General features: G+C 64.4%; 21 protein-coding genes, 1 tRNA gene and 2 pseudogenes. 10 read left to right on the forward strand and 14 right to left on the reverse strand.

Annotated features, from left to right (window positions below; translation table 11 throughout):
• Window position 1 precedes the first annotated feature (1 nt).
• Genes Atro_RS18235 through Atro_RS18265 form a run of 7 tightly spaced genes read right to left on the reverse strand, consistent with a single transcriptional unit; the run spans window position 2 to window position 3,539 of the window.
• Complete coding sequence (locus Atro_RS18235) at window positions 2-1,516, reverse strand: DUF3631 domain-containing protein (protein WP_497924519.1); 1,515 nt, start codon at window positions 1,514-1,516, stop codon at window positions 2-4.
• The gene (locus tag Atro_RS18240) at window positions 1,513-2,388 is read right to left on the reverse strand and encodes a toprim domain-containing protein (RefSeq protein ID WP_497924520.1); all 876 of its coding nucleotides are present in this window, start codon (window positions 2,386-2,388) and stop codon (window positions 1,513-1,515) included. The genes Atro_RS18235 and Atro_RS18240 overlap by 4 nt, the downstream gene beginning before the upstream one ends.
• Complete coding sequence (locus Atro_RS18245; protein ID WP_497924522.1) at window positions 2,385-2,621, reverse strand: hypothetical protein; 237 nt, start codon at window positions 2,619-2,621, stop codon at window positions 2,385-2,387. The genes Atro_RS18240 and Atro_RS18245 overlap by 4 nt, the downstream gene beginning before the upstream one ends.
• Window positions 2,622-2,624: 3 nt before the next feature.
• Window positions 2,625-2,933, reverse strand: a complete 309-nt coding sequence (locus Atro_RS18250) for a hypothetical protein (protein ID WP_497924524.1) — start codon at window positions 2,931-2,933, stop codon at window positions 2,625-2,627.
• On the reverse strand, window positions 2,930-3,184 hold the full coding sequence (locus Atro_RS18255) for a hypothetical protein (protein WP_497924526.1): 255 nt from the start codon (window positions 3,182-3,184) through the stop codon (window positions 2,930-2,932). Before Atro_RS18255 ends, Atro_RS18250 begins: the two co-directional genes overlap by 4 nt.
• Window positions 3,181-3,372: a hypothetical protein gene (locus Atro_RS18260; protein WP_497924528.1), complete on the reverse strand. Its 192-nt coding sequence runs from the start codon at window positions 3,370-3,372 to the stop codon at window positions 3,181-3,183. The genes Atro_RS18255 and Atro_RS18260 overlap by 4 nt, the downstream gene beginning before the upstream one ends.
• Window positions 3,369-3,539 (reverse strand): hypothetical protein, encoded by a 171-nt coding sequence (locus Atro_RS18265; RefSeq protein WP_497924530.1) that lies wholly within the window; start codon window positions 3,537-3,539, stop codon window positions 3,369-3,371. Before Atro_RS18265 ends, Atro_RS18260 begins: the two co-directional genes overlap by 4 nt.
• 386 nt (window positions 3,540-3,925) lie before the next feature.
• On the opposite strand from Atro_RS18265, the gene Atro_RS18270 reads away from it, so the two are divergent.
• A complete protein-coding gene (locus tag Atro_RS18270) occupies window positions 3,926-4,177 on the forward strand; it encodes a BrnA antitoxin family protein (RefSeq protein WP_497924532.1) in 252 nt (83 codons plus the stop codon).
• 100 nt (window positions 4,178-4,277) lie between these two features.
• Here Atro_RS18270 and Atro_RS18275 read toward each other — a convergent pair whose 3' ends face one another.
• The 6 genes from Atro_RS18275 to Atro_RS18300 form a co-directional block, all read right to left on the reverse strand.
• A complete protein-coding gene (locus Atro_RS18275) occupies window positions 4,278-4,964 on the reverse strand; it encodes a KilA-N domain-containing protein (protein ID WP_497924534.1) in 687 nt (228 codons plus the stop codon).
• Window positions 4,961-5,269: a helix-turn-helix domain-containing protein gene (locus Atro_RS18280; RefSeq protein WP_497924535.1), complete on the reverse strand. Its 309-nt coding sequence runs from the start codon at window positions 5,267-5,269 to the stop codon at window positions 4,961-4,963. Before Atro_RS18280 ends, Atro_RS18275 begins: the two co-directional genes overlap by 4 nt.
• Window positions 5,270-5,494, reverse strand: a complete 225-nt coding sequence (locus Atro_RS18285) for a helix-turn-helix transcriptional regulator (protein WP_497924537.1) — start codon at window positions 5,492-5,494, stop codon at window positions 5,270-5,272.
• 123 nt (window positions 5,495-5,617) lie between these two features.
• Complete coding sequence (locus Atro_RS18290) at window positions 5,618-6,184, reverse strand: hypothetical protein (protein ID WP_497924539.1); 567 nt, start codon at window positions 6,182-6,184, stop codon at window positions 5,618-5,620.
• Window positions 6,185-6,289: 105 nt separating this feature from the next.
• The gene (locus tag Atro_RS18295; RefSeq protein WP_497924541.1) at window positions 6,290-7,495 is read right to left on the reverse strand and encodes a tyrosine-type recombinase/integrase; all 1,206 of its coding nucleotides are present in this window, start codon (window positions 7,493-7,495) and stop codon (window positions 6,290-6,292) included.
• 174 nt (window positions 7,496-7,669) lie between these two features.
• Window positions 7,670-7,756: transfer RNA gene (locus Atro_RS18300), tRNA-Leu, on the reverse strand.
• A 110-nt stretch (window positions 7,757-7,866) separates the two neighbouring features.
• Here Atro_RS18300 and queA point away from each other — a divergent pair.
• The 6 genes and pseudogenes from queA (at window position 7,867) to Atro_RS18330 (ending at window position 13,915) form a co-directional block, all read left to right on the forward strand.
• Window positions 7,867-8,915: pseudogene (gene queA, locus Atro_RS18305) on the forward strand (tRNA preQ1(34) S-adenosylmethionine ribosyltransferase-isomerase QueA).
• A 5-nt stretch (window positions 8,916-8,920) separates the two neighbouring features.
• Complete coding sequence (gene tgt / locus Atro_RS18310) at window positions 8,921-10,036, forward strand: tRNA guanosine(34) transglycosylase Tgt (protein WP_497927706.1); 1,116 nt, start codon at window positions 8,921-8,923, stop codon at window positions 10,034-10,036.
• 40 nt (window positions 10,037-10,076) lie between these two features.
• On the forward strand, window positions 10,077-10,412 hold the full coding sequence (yajC, locus tag Atro_RS18315; RefSeq protein ID WP_497924543.1) for a preprotein translocase subunit YajC: 336 nt from the start codon (window positions 10,077-10,079) through the stop codon (window positions 10,410-10,412).
• Between the two features lie 63 nt (window positions 10,413-10,475).
• On the forward strand, window positions 10,476-12,344 hold the full coding sequence (secD, locus tag Atro_RS18320) for a protein translocase subunit SecD (RefSeq protein WP_497924545.1): 1,869 nt from the start codon (window positions 10,476-10,478) through the stop codon (window positions 12,342-12,344).
• Window positions 12,345-12,354: 10 nt separating this feature from the next.
• Window positions 12,355-13,269, forward strand: a complete 915-nt coding sequence (gene secF / locus Atro_RS18325) for a protein translocase subunit SecF (protein ID WP_497924547.1) — start codon at window positions 12,355-12,357, stop codon at window positions 13,267-13,269.
• Window positions 13,270-13,360: 91 nt separating this feature from the next.
• A complete protein-coding gene (locus Atro_RS18330) occupies window positions 13,361-13,915 on the forward strand; it encodes a glycine zipper 2TM domain-containing protein (RefSeq protein ID WP_497924549.1) in 555 nt (184 codons plus the stop codon).
• A 76-nt stretch (window positions 13,916-13,991) separates the two neighbouring features.
• Here the strand turns inward: Atro_RS18330 and suhB are convergent, their stop codons facing one another.
• A complete protein-coding gene (suhB, locus tag Atro_RS18335; protein ID WP_497924551.1) occupies window positions 13,992-14,807 on the reverse strand; it encodes a type III secretion system regulator SuhB in 816 nt (271 codons plus the stop codon).
• A 142-nt stretch (window positions 14,808-14,949) separates the two neighbouring features.
• Between suhB and trmJ the strand changes: the two genes are divergently transcribed.
• The 3 genes and pseudogenes from trmJ (at window position 14,950) to iscR (ending at window position 17,130) form a co-directional block, all read left to right on the forward strand.
• Window positions 14,950-15,726 (forward strand): tRNA (cytosine(32)/uridine(32)-2'-O)-methyltransferase TrmJ, encoded by a 777-nt coding sequence (gene trmJ / locus Atro_RS18340; protein WP_497924553.1) that lies wholly within the window; start codon window positions 14,950-14,952, stop codon window positions 15,724-15,726.
• Window positions 15,726-16,501: pseudogene (gene cysE, locus Atro_RS18345) on the forward strand (serine O-acetyltransferase). Before trmJ ends, cysE begins: the two are co-directional and overlap by 1 nt.
• 134 nt (window positions 16,502-16,635) lie before the next feature.
• Complete coding sequence (gene iscR, locus Atro_RS18350) at window positions 16,636-17,130, forward strand: Fe-S cluster assembly transcriptional regulator IscR (protein WP_497924554.1); 495 nt, start codon at window positions 16,636-16,638, stop codon at window positions 17,128-17,130.
• The last annotated feature ends 24 nt before the right edge of the window (window positions 17,131-17,154 follow it).

Consider the following 17,154-nt stretch of genomic DNA (forward strand, 5'->3'; position numbering starts at 1 on the left):
GTCAGAAGTACTCCGCGTTGTCTTCGACTGGCAGGGGCGTTTTATCCGCAACACCGCAACAACCCGCGCCAGCCGTGGCTTTCAGCCCGTTTTGATCCGCAACAGTTGCGGCTCGTGTTGCGGTTCCAAAATCTCTGTAAGCCGCGTGGTTGCTGGGTTGTTGCGGTGTTGCGGTTGTTGCGGGGGTGTCGCCGGGCAGATACCGCTTAAAGGCTTCCTCGAACTGCTCCCGCATGTAGCCTTTCGGCGTTTTCAGTCCAATACGGACGGTTGTCGACTTGATGCCGAACTCGGAAAGCCGCTTTGCCAGCTGGTGCGGTGTCATGGGCTTGCCCCGATTCCAGGCAGCCCAGGGCGCTTCCTCATCCTCCGCCAGCACCTCCAGCAGATCGGCAGTCGATAGCCTGTCCGTGCGCCGGCTGTCGAAGGCATCGCGGATGGACGCCAGCAGCTCGGCACCAATGCTCGGCGCCTCTCCCTCCAGCCCGTGAAGGGTGACGGCGGACTGGCGAGCCAGGCGCGGCCAGTTGCCCCCGGCCACCTCGGCGACGGCCAGCAGCGGCTCCCAACAATCGTTTGCCCGGTCGTTCAGCCCTTCGATTTCTGCCGGCCTGGCCATGCGGACGGCCTCCCGGTTATCGATGGCGAAGCGCGCCAGCTTGCCGGCCAGTTCGGCAAAGGCGGCGGGATCGGCGTGGCGAATCTTGGTCGTGCGCTCGCCGGCCAGCTTGCGGCGCAGGCGTAGCGGAATGCTGCGGTCGGCCAGGGTGTCGGCGATCTTGCCGATACCGCACAGCGCTTTGGCGCCCCACACGTTGAACCGGGTGGGGATGTGATCGTCGCCCACACAGCGGATCACGAAAGCACTGTCGCGGGTGAAGCCGGCATTCAGGATGCCGCGTGCCTCCTCATGCTCGGCCAGGAAGGCGTCCACTTCGTCGATCAGCAGGGTCGGCGACCACAGTTCGATGGCACGGAACAGCGCCGCCGGGGCGATGTTGGAGACGGCCAGCGGGCGGCAGGCCAGACGCGCCAGCACGCCCAGCATCACGGTCTTGCCGCAGCGCTTCTCCGGGGCAGTGATATTGGCGATGGGCGCCACGTCCACCACGTCGATGAACCAGGTGAAGGCGGCCCACAGGGCAGCGGCATGGACGGTCGGCGGGTCGGCGATCACATGGCGGCGGATGATGGCGGCCAGTTCTTCCAGCAGCTCGGCGCCGTCCACCGGCTCAGGCCACAGCGTTACCTCGGGGAACAGCTCGTCGGTGCCGGTGGCGGCCTCGCTGGCGTTGCTGGTCAGCTTGTCCAGGTCGGCCAGGCTGACCGTCTTGGCCTCCTTGATGGCGAAGCGGATGCGTGCCCAGCGGGCCGGCTCCTCCTCCCGCACCTTGCGCAGCAGCGCCAGCACGTCGGCTTCAAACACGGCGCCGGGATCTTGGTTGACCTTGGCGACCGCCTCCGCGATGGGATCGGGCGCCGGGCTGGCCTCGGGGATCAGCTCGATAGTGCTCATGGGTGGGCCTCCCGCCACTGGCGCAGGTCGTTGAAGTCGGACAGGGACAGCGGTTCCTCGCCGCTCCAGGGCGGGAACACCACGCCACAGCCGAGCAGGCCGGCGGCATGGTTGGCCTTGGTGCGTCCGGGGTTGCCCTCGGTCTGGCGGTCGTCGTCGCCGGCCACGATCAGCGGGTTGTCGGGATAGGCGCGGCGCAGGTAGTCGCCCACGGGGTACAGGTTCCCCGCGTTCATGGCGCAGGCCACGGCGGCGCCGTTGTGCTCGTGGATCGTCGCGCCGGTCGCCCAGCCCTCGCAGAGGTAAAGCGACTGCCCCGGCTCCAGGCGGCCAAGGGGTGAATAGGCGCCCTTCACCAGTGCCCCCGGCAGGAAGCGCTTGGTGCCGTCCGGATAGATGCGTTGCAAGTTCACCAACTGGCGCCCCCGGTAGAGCGGGATCAACAGCACGTCGCCCAACTGGCGGGCGTTGTGCGGCTTCACCCCCTTGCGGGCCAGGTAGGGGTGATCGGTATCAGCCGGCGCGCTGGCGCCCCACTGACGTTGCGCCTCGACGGCGGCGGCCTGCTGGCGCTGGTGCTGCTCGGCCTCCCGCTGGCGACGGGCCTGCTCGATGCGCTGGGCGATCAACTGCGCTTCCAGGTGGTCGGCGGGCGTGCGGTTGCTCCAGGTCTGCGAGCCGCCCGCCTTCCAGCTGCCGAACAGGCCGCAGGCGATGCCGTCCAGGTGGAGCACATACCAGCCGTTGCGCGAGCCGGCGCGGTCGCCGGGGACGTGGAAGCGATGAATCTGGCCATCCGGCACGGGCAGCCAGTCCAGCGGGCCGAGCACCGATTGCAGGGCATCACGGAACAGAATCACGGCGTCAGTCATGGGTGGGCCTCCTCGATGCTTTCCAGGTAGGCGATCAAGGCCACGGCCAGCCGCTCGGCAGCGGACTGCCAGGCGTTCATGTCCTCGGGCGAACCTCCCTCGGCTGTCGCGCGGTGGAGCGCCTGCTGCGCTTCGCGGATCAGCCCCAGATGGCGGGGGGCGAACAGTCCGGCGACTTTCTCCGGGCAAGCCGATCCCGTCGCTGCCCGCGAGCAGCGTTGAAAATCCGTCATGGGTCAGTCCTCGCGCTTGATGTTGCGGTGTTTGCGCTCGATGGCGATACCGCTGCCGGTGTCGGCCAGCTTGGCGGACAGCTTGCCCAGGGTTTCCAGCAGCCAGCCCAGGTCGGTTATGGCGTCAGGATCGAGGCCGTGGTCTTCGTTCGAGGCGCAACCAGCCAACAGGTTGCCGATGGCAGCGATGCCGAAGCCGATGTTCATGCCGTAGTTGTCGGCTGCCTGGCCGGCGGCGTCCAGCTTCTCCGGAGTCATTGCTGCAATGGCTTCATGGTTCGGAAGCAGGGCATTCCAATCGGCGCGGCTCATTTCGCCACCGCCTGCGCATCCAGCTCGCGGCGAAGGTCGCTGGATTGCGTGTCCAGGTAGTTGGCGCAGTCGCTGGCCAGGTAGTGCCCCAGGGTGGCCAGATCGGCCACGCGGCGGCCTTGGTTGTGCTCGGCATCGAGGCGGATGGCGACCATCAGAGCGGACAGCCAGGTCGAATGCTCTTGGCCAAAGGCAATGGCGCCGATTGCGTCATCGGCGATGGCGTCAGTGGTGCGGACGATGGTGCTCATGCCAGCACCTCCACTTCCAGGGCGCGAGTACGAACCTCGGCGGCGAGGTGCTGCTCGATGTGCTTCTCAAGCGACGGAGAGCCGGCAGCAAGGGCAAGACGCTCCAGGTCGGCCAGACGCACGTCGGCGGGCAAGCGCATGTTGCCGAGGACGCGCCCGGTGCTGTCGATCAGTTGAACGGCGATCACAGTGCCACCTCCGCTTCCAGGGCGCGGGCCTTGGCCATGTGGTCGTTGTAGCGCTTGAGGCGGACGGACAGGCTGGAGTCGGCGTGAAGGGCGGCCAGGGCCATTGCTCGATGGGCGGCGGCGCGTTGCCGGAGTGCGGACGGATTGAGGACGGGGTCGTGCTTCATGGGGTGGTATTCCAAGTTTGAGATTGGAACCGCCACCGCCTGCGGCCAAGCAGGGAATGGTGGCGGACTGTGCAGGGTTGGCCGACCGGGAAACTTGGAACCCGGCACACCCGAAGGTGTCCCCACACAGCCCACCATGACACGGCATTGCGGGCACAAAAAAAGCGCCTGCGATGGTGTTGGGGCGCTTGTGCGCCAAGTTTCGACTGGGGCGGCCAAGCCCACTGGCCACGGGATTTACCGTGACGGGCGCAGAATAGTGCCGGTCGATGGCCAGTGCAACCCCCGGTTTCAGGCTATCGGGCCTATAGCCAACCGGTTGTTGCATATGCCGTTTGGCCGTGTCATTCCTTTCAGCATGAACCACCAGAAAGAGGTGATCGAGCATGGAGAAGGTAATCGAGCAGTTCCAGACCGATCTGCTGAAATCCGTACAGGCCTTGGTGGACTCTGTGCGGCAGATGGAGGCCACGGATGCGGCGAGGTTCGCGTCCGACGGCAAGGTTTCCGTCACCGTTCGGCTACCACCCCAGCTGGTGGAGGCCTTCCGCGCCACGGGCGACGGTTGGCAGGCCCGGATGGATGCCGCTCTGGCGGATTGGTTGAGGATAAATTCGCCCACCAGGACGCTGATGTAGCCCTCGGCTCCGGCAGGATGGCATCCGCTTGCCGTCCGCATCGAGCCAGCAGCGCGGGGGCGGCGATCTGCCGTGGCCCCGCGTTTTTCATTGAAGGCGATCATGCCGCACGCCCTCCCGCCAGACGCTTGCCCTGCAACGTCTGCATGTACTGGCTCAGGCTGGCCTTGCGCTCGGCGTAGGGCATGCCGGTGCCCATCAGCGCCGTGTCGCGCAGTTCGACCAGGGTGACAAGCTCAAGCTCTGCGGCGCTCAGTTGCTCGCGACTACGGCCAGCGAAAGCCCCGGTGATCGTCTCGTTGATAAGCCGGGCCTCGTTGATGAAGTGATGACGCTGGGGCGTCTTGCCACGGGCCTCATGGTGGAGCGCCAGCGCATCGCACATGGCCCGGTAGCCGAGGGCAGCCTCGCGCCTGGCGCTCGCCCAAGGCTTCCCGTCACCGCGCAGCAGGGCGTCAATCTGCATGTCACACCAGGCGGCGAACTTCGGACTGATCCAGCGGGCGAACGCGACGGCCAACTTCGGGTGAAGCCACGTCCCGCCGTTGTTCCCGCGTCGGGTCTTCAAATATCCGGAATCACGGACATTTGAGATTGCGGACGGCCCATCATCAGGGTGCTGGAGTTCGTCCAGGGCACGGACGTACTCCAGGGTTTCGGCGCTGTCGAGCCAGTTGCGCAGGTGCTTGCCGAACCGCTCGGCGATCTCGGTCGCGTGGAGCCAGCCCTCGGCGTTGAACCGTACCGGCTGGCCTTCGTACTCGAAGGGGATGATGCGTGCGCTCATGCGGCCACCCCCTGGCGTTCTTCTGGCAAGGTGCCGATGTAGTACAGGGCCACGCCACGATGGGGGCGCCCGTGCTCGTCAATCAGGGTGATGCGGTGGGTCTTGATGGCGTGCCCCAGCTCGCGCAGCTCCTTTACTCGGGCCGCCGGCATCATGATGTTCAACTCACGCCGGGCGGTGATCGTGTCCACCGGGCCGGCTTGCAGACGCGCCAGCAGTCGGGCGCGCTGGGCGTCGGCGTTGGTATCATGGATGCGTGATTTCTTGGGGCTGGCCTGTTGGTCGGCCTTTTTTTTGTCCGTCATTCAGGCCACCTCCCCACGGCTCTCGGCGATGCGCTCATCACACCAGGCCAGCACCTCGGCTTCGATCCAGACAACAGACTTCGGACCAAGGGTGACTTGAGCTGGGAAGGTGCCGGCTGCAATGCGGCGGTAAATCTCGGAACAGGACAGGCCGGTAATGTCTTCTACGGCCTGGCGCTTGATGAAGCGGCGGATAGGGTGGGAAGGGGTGGCAGTTGCGGCCATGTCGTGCGCCTCCTTGGGTGGCGTTGGGAACATGGCTTGCACGGTAGAGAGGAGGGCGATATGTCAGGAACGGGTGACATAGTGTCATGTCGCTATGTCATGCCCCCGTGTCATGTGCTCGGTTCAGGCGTCCCGCTGGGCTTCGGGCTTGATAATAGTCGCCAATTCCTTTGCTTTGCGCTCGGACATTCCGCCGGCCTGCTCTGCAATGAATTGTTGTACCTGCTTTTGCAGCGGGGGGCGGTTGGGGTCGTAATCTTGCCAAAACGCCAAAGCAGCCGCGCGCATAGCCTCAAGCTCTTTTGTTGCATAGGGGAAGGTCAGGCCGGTGGCTGGCTGTTGTCTCAGAGTTTCAACCCATTGGTCAGCTAGGTTGTTGCTGTCGTCATTTCTATGGCTGCATACCTTAGACACTTCTGTTTTTGCGGTTTCTTGTTGGGCGTTTTCTTGCTCCAGTTGTTGGCGCTTGTTATCAGCCTGTTCCATGTCGTCTATTTCGTGCAGTCCGCGCAAAAGCTTCGAAAAAGAAAATGCTGTTAAAGCTTTTATAAAGAGAGCAAGAAAAATAATCAGCGCGGCTCTTTCGTAGCCATTCCTGCTCAGGACAACGTATAAAAATAAGTTCCCCATGCCAAACATTGTGCCTGCCAAGAAAAAACCCAATTCACGGGTGAAATATTCTTTCTTCACACGGTTCTCCCTCCCGGGCATTCATCCACTCTTGAATAGGTCGGCCAGCCAGGCGGGTGGATAGTCCGCTTTTCGCCCCGTCGGGCTAGGCTGGCCGGTAACTCGTCATGCCCTCTTGATCGCTACCACATTGGCGCCAGCACACAGCGCGTCTATCGAGTCGGCCCAGGCTTGCATCATGTCCCGGCGCTGCTCCAGGTAGGTGGCATGGTTGTAGGTGTCGCGCATCTCGTCTTGGTCGCCGTGGGCGAGCTGGCGCTCGATCCAGTCCCGGTTGTACCCCCGGCTGTTGAGTTCGGTGCTCAGCAGGTGGCGGAAGCCGTGGCCGGTCTGGCGGCCCCGGTAGCCGGCATCGGCCAATGCCTTGTTCACTGTGTTCTCGCTCATCGGGCGGGCGCTGTTGTTGCGGCCTGCAAAGACCAGCTCATATGCCCCGGTGATCTCTTGCAGCTGGCGCAGGATCATCACGGCCTGGCGGGGCAGAGGGACGATATGCGGGCGGCGGGCCTTCATGCGTTCTTTCGGGATCGTCCAGACGGCGGCCTCCAGATCAAATTCGGCCCAGGGTGCGGCGCGCAGTTCACCCGGGCGGACGCCAGTCAGCACCAGCAGGCGGATGGCGTGTCGGGTCAGGACGTTGATGCTGGCGCCCTCGATCCTGCCCAGCAGCTCGGGCAGCTCGGCGAAGGTGACGTGCGGATGATGGCGGGTCGCTGGCGCATGGGCCGCTACTACGTCCAGATCGGTGGCCGGATTGGCGTCTACGCTGCCTTTCGCCAGCCCGAAGCGGAATATCTGGCTCAGCCACTGGCGGGCCTTCTTGGCGACGTTGTGCGCGCCCCGGTCCTCGATCTTGCGTAGCAGCTCCACCAGCTCGGGGCGGGTGATCGCCTTCACCGGGCGATTGCCCAGGGCGGGCAACAAGTCCGACTCCAGATAGGCAGCGGTCTTGTCGGCGGTGGACTTCGCCCAGCGTGGCGCCCGGTAGGCGTGCCACTCCCGCGCCAGCGTCTCGAAGGTCAGGCCGTCACTCTGCTGGGCTTCCTGCTCGGCTTTGCGTTCGGCGCTGGGGTCTTTGCCTTCGGCCAGCAGCTGGCGGGCTGCGTCACGCAGCTGGCGGGCTTTCTGGAGCGTGACGGCAGGGTAGACGCCAAGCGCCAGCATCTTTGCGTTGCCGTTGAAGCGGTAGCGGTAGCGCCACAGCTTGGAGCCGGTGGGCGTCACCTCCAGGCATAGGCCGTTGGCGTCCGCCAGCCGATACAGCTTTTCTCTCGGTTTTGCGGTGCGGATGGCGGAGTCTGAGAGCGGCATGGGGTGCCCGGGTGTGAGTAGATTTGAAAACCGAACTCGGTCTACTCACGAATCTACTCACAATGTTTTGGGCTTACAAGGGAAGGCTTGGGAATCACAGGCAACAAAAAACCGGCTCAGAGGCCGGTTCTTCGTGGGTTTCGGGCTTGCTTGGGAAGTCCCGAAAAGATTGTGTGGTGCCCCGGGAGAGACTCGAACTCTCACTCTGTCGCCAGAAACGGATTTTGAATCCGCCGCGTCTACCGATTCCGCCACCGAGGCACGATGGCGGCGCAGTATAGGGAGACGAGCGAGGCGGGTCAATCGTGTCGCGTGGTCACTCGAAGCGCTTTCCGGTAAGCTTTGCGCCCCGAAAAGCTGATCTTTCTGCCATGCGCGTCGCCGATTTCCATTTCGATCTTCCCGAGTCCCTGATTGCCCGCCATCCGCTGGCCGAGCGTCGTGCCAGCCGACTGCTGGTGCTGGACGGCAAGACTGGGGAGCTGCAGCACCGGCGTTTCACCGATCTGCTCGACTATCTCCAGTCTGGCGATCTGATGGTGTTCAACAATACCCGGGTAATTCCCGCGCGTCTGTTCGGGCAGAAGGCTTCCGGCGGGAGAGTGGAGATCCTCGTCGAGCGGGTGCTGGACGAGGAGCGGGTATTGGCTCACGTGCGTGCCAGCAAATCGCCCAAGCCAGGCTCGAAGATTCTCATCGAGGGGGCGGAGAGGCACAGATGCTGGCTCGCCATGATGCGTTATTCGAGTTGCGTTTTGACCAGAGCGTGCTGCCCCTGCTCGAGCGCGTCGGGCACATGCCGTTGCCTCCTTATATAGATCGCCCAGATGAAATGGCCGACCGCGAGCGTTACCAGACAGTCTACGCCGAGCGTGCCGGCGCGGTGGCGGCACCCACCGCCGGGTTGCACTTCGACGAGGCATTGCTCGCGGCGATTCGCGACAAGGGAGTGGCGATCGCTTTCGTTACCCTGCATGTCGGCGCCGGCACTTTCCAGCCGGTGCGCGTCGAGCGCATCGAGGATCACCACATGCACCGCGAGTGGCTGGAGGTCGGCCAGAAGGTAGTCGACGCCGTAGCTGCCTGCCGCGCGCGCGGCGGGCGGGTGGTCGCGGTCGGCACCACCAGCGTGCGCTCGCTGGAGAGTGCCGCGCGGGACGGCGTACTCAAGCCGTTCAGCGGTGACACCGATATCTTCATCTACCCCGGGCGGCCCTTCCATGTGGTCGATGCCCTGGTAACCAATTTCCATCTGCCCGAATCCACTCTGCTGATGCTGGTATCGGCTTTTGCCGGCTATCCCGAGACCATGGCCGCCTACGCGGCAGCCGTGGAGCGGGGTTACCGCTTCTTTAGCTACGGCGATGCCATGTTCATCACCCGCAATCCCGCTCCCCGCGGTCCCGAGGAAACCCCATGAGTCATATGTCCTTCGAGTTGCTGGCCACCGACGGCAAGGCCCGCCGCGGCCGTCTGACCTTTCCCCGCGGGGTGGTCGAGACCCCGGCGTTCATGCCGGTGGGCACCTATGGCACGGTGAAGGGCATGCTGCCGCGCGATATCGAAGCGATTGGCGCGCAGATCATCCTCGGCAACACCTTTCACCTCTGGTTGCGGCCGGGCACCGAGGTGATCCGCCGGCATGGCGACCTGCACGACTTCATGCAGTGGCAGGGGCCGATCCTCACCGACTCCGGCGGTTTCCAGGTGTTCAGCCTGGGAGCGCTGCGCAAGATCAAGGAGGAGGGCGTGTATTTCGCCTCGCCGGTGGACGGGGCCAAGGTGTTCATGGGGCCGGAGGAGTCGATGCAGGTGCAGCGCGATCTCGGTTCGGACATCGTGATGATCTTCGACGAGTGCACGCCCTATCCGGCCGACGAGGAGGTGGCACGGCGTTCCATGGAGCTGTCGCTGCGCTGGGCCAAGCGCTCGAAGATCGCCCATGAGGGCAATCCGGCAGCGTTGTTCGGCATCGTCCAGGGCGGCATGCACGAGGAGTTGCGCCTGCGCTCGCTGGAGGGACTCGAGGAGATCGGCTTCGACGGCCTGGCTATCGGTGGTCTGTCGGTCGGCGAGCCGAAGGAGGACATGATCCGCATCCTCGACTTCCTGCCGCCGCGCTTGCCGGCGGATAAGCCGCGTTATCTGATGGGGGTAGGCAAGCCGGAGGATCTGGTCGAGGGCGTACGCCGCGGCATCGATATGTTCGATTGCGTGATGCCGACCCGTAATGCGCGCAACGGACATTTGTTCGTCGACAGCGGCGTGCTGAAGATCCGCAACTCGGTGCATCGGCACGACGAGTCGCCGCTGGACCCGGCCTGCGACTGTTACACCTGCAAACATTTCTCCCGCGCCTATCTGCATCATTTGGATAAATGCGGCGAAATGCTGGGCAGTATGTTGAATACAATCCATAACTTGCGGCATTACCAGCGTTTGATGGCTGGTTTGCGCGAGGCTATTCAACAGAGTAAATTGGCCGCCTTTGTCGATGCCTTCTATGCCCGGCGCGGTTTGCCGGTGCCGCCGCTGACCTGAGTCGGCCGTCCTTTTCGAATCCTTTCAACAGGAGCGTTACATGAGTTTTCTGATTCCCGCCGCCTATGCCGAAGCCGCTGCCCCCGCCGCTGCTCCGCCGGGTACCGGCTTCGAGTGGATCTTCCTGGTTGGTTTCCTGGTCATCTTCTATTTCATGATCTGGCGTCCCCAGGCCAAGCGCGCCAAGGAGCACAAGAACCTGCTCGGCGGCCTGCAGAAGGGCGACGAGGTGGTGACCAGTGGTGGCATCGCCGGGCGGGTGAGCAAGGTGAGCGACGATTTCGTCGTGCTGGAGGTCTCCGACACCGTGGAACTGAAAATTCAGAAAGGCGCGATCGTCGCTTCCCTGCCCAAGGGCACCCTGAAGGCTATCTAAGCTCCACTCCTTTCATTCATGACGGGGCGCGCAAGGCGCCCCGCGTCTCAATCGGACGTCGTCATGCTCAACAAGTATCCCCTGTGGAAATATCTGCTGATCCTGGCCGTGCTGCTGGTCGGCATTGTCTATTCCGTGCCCAATCTTTTTCCGGATGACCCGGCTATCCAGATCAGCGGGGCGAGCACGGCCCGACAGATCGGCCAGGGCGATCTCGAGCGTGTCGGCAGGGCGCTGGCCGAGGCCGGCATCACCGTCAAGGCGAGCAGTCTGGCCAACGAAGGCAAGGCCGGTCTGGTGCGCCTGGTCGATCAGACGCGCCAGCTGGAGGCCAAGGATGTCGCACGCAAGACGCTCGGCGACGAATACGTGGTGGCGCTGAACCTAGCGCCGACGACGCCCGCTTGGCTGCGCGCGCTGGGTGCCAACCCCATGAAACTGGGCCTGGACCTGTCCGGCGGCGTGCACTTCCTGCTTGAAGTGGACATGGAGAAGGCGCTGGATGCGCGTCTGAAGGTATATGAAAGCGAAGTGAAGAGCCTGCTGCGCAAGGAGCGCCAACGCTATCGCAGCCTGCCGCAGCAGGATGGCGCCATTCAGCTGGGCTTTGCCGACGTGGAGCAGCTGGAGCAGTCCCAGGCCCTGATACGCAAGAATTTCAGCGATTTCGAGCTGACCACCGCCGAGCGCAACGGCCAGCAGGTGCTGCGTCTGGCGCTGTCCCCGGCCAAGCTGGCCGAAATCCGCGAGTACTCGATCAAGCAGAACCTGACCACGGTGCGCAACCGGGTCAACGAGCTGGGCGTTTCCGAGCCGCTGGTGCAGCGCCAGGGAGCCAACCGCATCGTGGTCGAGCTGCCCGGCGTGCAGGATACCGCCGAGGCCAAGCGGATTCTCGGCAAGACTGCCAACCTGGAGTTCCGTCTGGCTGCCGACTCCGATGCCTCCCGAGCCACGACCGAAAGCTTCGAGTTCCGCGAGGAAGGGCGTCCGGCGGTATCGCTGGAGCGCAGCCTGATCATCACCGGCGATCAGGTGACCGATGCCCAGGCCAGCTACGACGAGAACGGTCGGCCGCAGGTGAACATCCGCCTCGACGGCCACGGCGGCGAGTTGATGAACCGGGCGACCCGCAACAATGTCGGACGCAGCATGGCGGTGCTGTTCATCGAGCAGAAACCGGTGACCCGCTACGTCAAGCAGACGAGCGACGGCGTCGAGAAGGAGGTGCCGGTCGAGACCTTCCGCGAAGAGAAGAAGATCATCAGCCTGGCGACCATCCAGTCGGCGCTCGGCAGCCAGTTCCGCATCACCGGCCTCAACGGCCAGGGCGAGGCCTCGGAACTGGCGCTGCTGTTGCGTGCCGGTGGTCTGGCGGCGCCCATGTACTTCGCCGAGGAGCGCACCCTGGGCCCGAGCCTGGGGGCCGAGAACATCCAGCTGGGCATCCAGGCCTCGCTGTGGGGGTTCCTCTTCGTCACCGTGTTCATGCTGCTGATCTATAAGTTCTTCGGCTTGCTGGCCACCGTGGCGCTGGCCTTCAACATGGTGCTGCTGATGGCCTTGATGTCGCTGCTCGGGGCGACCCTGACCCTGCCGGGCATCGCCGGCATCGTGCTGACCATGGGCATGGCGGTGGATGCCAACGTGCTGATCTTCTCGCGCATTCGCGAGGAAATCGCCAACGGCCTGTCGATCCAGCGAGCTATTCACGAGGGCTTCGACCGGGCCTTCTCGGCGATTCTCGACGGCAACCTGACCACCCTGCTGGTGGGCGGAATCCTTTTTGCCTTGGGTACCGGGCCGGTCAAGGGCTTCGCCGTGACCATGTCGCTGGGGATCGCCACCTCCATGTTCACCGCCATCATCGTTACTCGCGGCATGGTCAACCTGATCTACGGTGGCCGCGATCTGAAGAAATTGTGGATTTGAGGGGTTCGGCATGAAGCGCGTTATCAATTTCATGGGTATCCGCCGGGTGGCTTTCATCGCGACCCTGGTGCTGACCCTGCTATCTCTGGCCAGTCTGGCGATCAGGGGGCTGAATTTCGGCCTGGATTTCACCGGCGGTACCCTCATCGAGCTGAACTACGCGCGCCCCGTCGAGCTGTCGAGCGTGCGTGCCAATCTGGACGAGGCTGGCTACGGCGATGCCCTGGTGCAGAGTTTCGGGGCGACCACCGACGTCCTGGTGCGCCTGCAAGGCGACGATCCGCAGCTGGGCGAGAAGGTGGCGTCGGCACTGCGCCAGTCGGCCTCCGATAATCCGGTGGCGGTCAAGCGTGTCGAATTCGTCGGTCCGGCGGTGGGCGAGGAACTGCGCGACCAGGGCGGTCTGGGCATGCTGTTGGCGTTGGGCGGCATCCTGGTCTACGTAGCCTTCCGCTTCCAGTGGAAGTTCGGCTGCGGTGCGGTGCTTTCCCTGTTCCATGACGTCATCGTCACTCTCGGTGTGTTCTCCCTCTTCCAGATCCCCTTCGATCTCACGGTGCTGGCGGCGGTCCTGGCGATCATCGGTTATTCGTTGAACGACACCATCGTGGTGTTCGACCGTATCCGCGAGAATTTCCGTCTGCTACGCAAGGCCGACCTGATCGAGAACATCAACATCTCCACGACCCAGACGCTGCTGCGCACCATGGCGACCTCGATCTCCACCCTGCTGGCGGTTCTGGCCCTGATGTTGTTCGGCGGCCAGGCGCTGTGGGGCTTCTCCCTGGCGCTGTTCATCGGGGTGGCGGCAGGGACCTATTCCTCGGTCTACATCGCCAACATCACGTTGATCTGGCTGAAGCTGACCCGCGACGACCTGATTCCGCCGGTCGCCGAGAGCGCCGAGGCCGACCTGCGTCCCTGAGCCTTCGCGAAGCGGAACCGCCAAATGGGACGGCGGTCCAACTCGCGGCGCCCATCCGTCGTGGTGGGAAGAGCGCAGGCAGGAGACAGTGATGAGCAAGGCAATGATCGTGGGGGCGGTGTTCGGTGCGCTGGGGATGGTCGCGAGTGGGGCGGTATCCGCCTACGGCCTGGGCGAGCGCGAGCCGGAGTATGCCGACGTGCTGGCGGTGCAGCCGATCAGGGAGAACGGCGAAGCATCGCGCGAGAGTTGTCGGGAGGTCGAGGCGAGTCGCCCAGCCCAGGTCAAGGATCAGCATCAGATCGCTGGCACGTTGATCGGTGCGGTGGCCGGCGGCCTGCTGGGCAGCCAGATTGGCAGTGGTGGCGGGAAGAAGCTCGCTGCCGTGGCTGGCGCAGTGGCCGGCGGCTATGCCGGCAACAAGATCCAGGAAACCCTGCAGGCCCGCAATGCCCAGGCCGGCACCGAAACCCGCTGCGATGGCATGGCGGACAGCGGCTACTACGGGGTGGCCGGCTACGATGTGAAGTATCGGCTGGGCCAGGAGGTCGGTTGGGTGCGCATGGACCACAATCCCGGCGCGCGGATTCCGGTGCGTAACGGCCGGCTGCTGCTGGATCGCGAGGATGCGTCATCCGTGTGGTAGGCAGTCGCTCCGCTCGCGTCTTTTCAGGTCGATAAAAAACCCGCCATTGCGGGTTTTTTATTTTGCGGCTGGCGCTTCAGCGCTTCAGCGCGTGCGGCAGGTGCGGCTGGATGGCAGTCAGCACGGCCTTGAAGCACTTGGTGTTGCCAGCCACCACGTGGCCCTTCTCAAGGAATTCGTGGCCGCCGCTGAAGTCGCTCACCAGGCCGCCCGCCTCCTGGATCAGCAGGGCGCCGGCAGCCATGTCCCATTCGGACAGGCCGAACTCCCAGAAGGCGTCGTAGCGGCCGGCGGCGACGTAGGCCAGGTCCAGACTGGCGGCGCCGGCGCGGCGAATGCCGGCGGTCTGACCGGTCAGCGCGCGGAACATGCCCAGGTAGTTCTCGAGGTATTCGAGCTGGCTGTCGCGGAACGGGAAGCCGGTACCCAGCAGGGCGCCGTCCAGGCTCTTGCGCGGGCTGACGCGGATGCGCCGGCCGTTGAGGGCGGCGCCGTTGCCGCGGCTGGCGGTGAATTCCTCCTGGCGCACCGGATCGAGCACCACGGCATGCTCCAGGCGACCCTTGTACTTGCAGGCGATGCTCACCGCGTAGTGCGGCACGCCGCGCAGGAAGTTGGTGGTGCCGTCCAGCGGGTCGATGATCCACTGGTAGTCGGCGCCTTCGCCGCTGCCCGGTTGCAGCCCGCCTTCCTCGCCGAGGATGGCGTGGTTGGGGTAGGCCTTGCGCAGAGTGGCGATGATGGTCTGCTCCGCCGCGCGATCCACCTCGCTGACGTAGTCCTTGGCGTCCTTCTCGTCGACCGAGATGACGTCCAGGCGTTCGATGGAGCGGAAGATCAGTTCGCCGGCGCTGCGGGCTGCGCGCAGCGCGATATTCAGCATGGGCTGCATGGAGGTTTCACCTGGGTCGTTAAAGAAAGCCGGCCATACTAGCAGAAACGGGCGAGGGGTGCAGTGGCCGGGGTCGCGTGGCGCCCGCCAGCCGGCTTCTGTAAGATGCCAGCCCCTTTGGTCGTGTAGCGTTGGGGAGCTGGTGTTGCTGCAGAACATTCGCGTCGTCCTGGTGAATACCAGTCATCCCGGCAATATCGGTGGGGCGGCTCGCGCCATGAAAAACATGGGCCTGAGCCGTCTCTATCTGGTCGATCCCGAAGACTTTCCGAGCAGCGAAGCGGTTGCCCGGGCCTCCGGCGCCACCGACATTCTGGATAGTGCGCAGGTGGTCGCCACCCTGGAGGAGGCGCTGATCGGCTGCAGCCTGGCGCTCGGCACCAGTGCCCGTGACCGGCGTATCCCCTGGCCGCTGCTGGATCCGCGCGAGTGTGCCTCGACTTGTCTGGAACAGGCCGGGCAGGGCGCCGAGGTGGCCTTGGTGTTCGGTCGCGAATATGCCGGACTGACCAACGAGGAGCTGCAGCGCTGCCAATTCCATGTGCATATTCCTTCGGATCCGGCGTTCAGCTCGCTCAATCTGGCGGCGGCAGTCCAGGTGCTCGCCTACGAGGTGCGCATGGCCTGGCTGACAGCCGAGGGGCTGCCGAGCAAGCAGGAAAAGCTGGAAACCACGGCGATGCTCAATGCCCAGCCGGCCACCATGGACGAGTTGGAGCTGTTCTACGGGCACCTGGAGAGCACCCTGGTGGAGATCGGCTTCCTTGATCCGGAAAAGCCGCGCCATCTGATGTCGCGGCTGCGCCGGCTGTACGGCCGCAGCGGAGTCAGCAAGCTGGAAATGAATATCCTGCGCGGCATCCTGACGGAAACCCAGAAGGCGGCTCGTGGCGAGGCCCATACGCGGAGAAAGCAGTGATGTTCGAACGCATGCGAGAAGATATCCGGAGCGTTTTCCAGCGCGACCCCGCTGCCCGCAACGCCCTCGAGGTGCTGATCTGCTATCCGGGTTGCATGCTCTGTGGCTGCACCGCCTGGCGCACGGGTTGTGGTGCGCCGACTGGAAGCTGCTGGCGCGGCTGGTCTCGCACGTGGGGCGCTGGCTGACCGGCATCGAGATCCATCCGGGCGCGCGGATCGGCCGGCGTCTGTTCATCGACCATGGCATGGGCGTGGTGATCGGCGAGACTGCCGAGATCGGCGACGACGTCACGCTCTATCACGGCGTGACCCTGGGGGGCACCAGCTGGAACAAGGGCAAGCGCCACCCGACTCTGGAAGATGGAGTGATCGTCGGGGCCGGGGCGAAGATTCTCGGCCCCTTCACCGTCGGCGCCGGCGCCAAGATCGGCTCCAATGCCGTGGTGACTCGGGCGGTGCCGGCCGGTGCCACGGCGGTGGGGATTCCCGGACGGATCATCGCCAAGCCGGACGACGAGCAGGAAGCCCGGCGCCAAGCGCTCGCCGAGAAATACGGCTTCGACGCCTATGCCCTCGGCCAGAGCATGCCGGACCCGGTGGCGCACGCCATCGGCCAGTTGCTCGATCACCTGCAGGCAGTCGACGAGCGTCTTGAGGGCATGTGCCAGGCGCTCAAGGCGTTGGGCAGCGATTACCACGCCAAGGAGCTGCCCGCGCTACGTGAGGAGGATTTCGCCGGGGTGAAGGAAGAGAACGGCAAGCCGCCGGTCTGATATCGCCGTCGCTGCTGTCCCGGCGGGACCGTCCGGGAGCGGGTAATTCCGAGTAAAGTGGATGGATTTATAGTTGATCCAAATACTCGGATATTGCATACTCATCACAAATCAGCGATTCCCTGGTATCGACCATGCGACTGACAACCAAAGGCCGGTATGCCGTTACGGCCATGCTCGATCTGGCACTGCATGCCCAGAACGGCCCCGTCTCCCTCGCCGACATCTCCGAGCGCCAGGGGATTTCCCTTTCCTATCTGGAGCAGCTGTTCGCCAAGTTGCGGCGCAACAGCCTGGTGACCAGCGTCCGCGGCCCTGGGGGCGGCTATCAGCTGTCCCGGGCCATGGCCGACATCCAGGTGGCCGAAGTCATCGACGCGGTCAACGAGTCGGTGGATGTAACGCGTTGCCAAGGCGACCGCGGCTGCCATTCGGGAGAGGTCTGCCTGACCCATTACCTGTGGTGCGACCTCAGCCACCAGATCCACGAATTTCTCAGCGGCATCAGTCTGGCCGATCTGGTCGCCCGCAGCGACGTCCAGGATCTTGCCCGCCTGCAGGATCGGCGCCAGGGTGGCGGCTGCCCGCTGCCGTATGCCGGAAAGATCGAAGCATCCGCCATCGAATGAGCCGGATGCCAGCCCGACAGGAGA

This window comes from Azotobacter tropicalis (genome assembly GCF_059739045.1).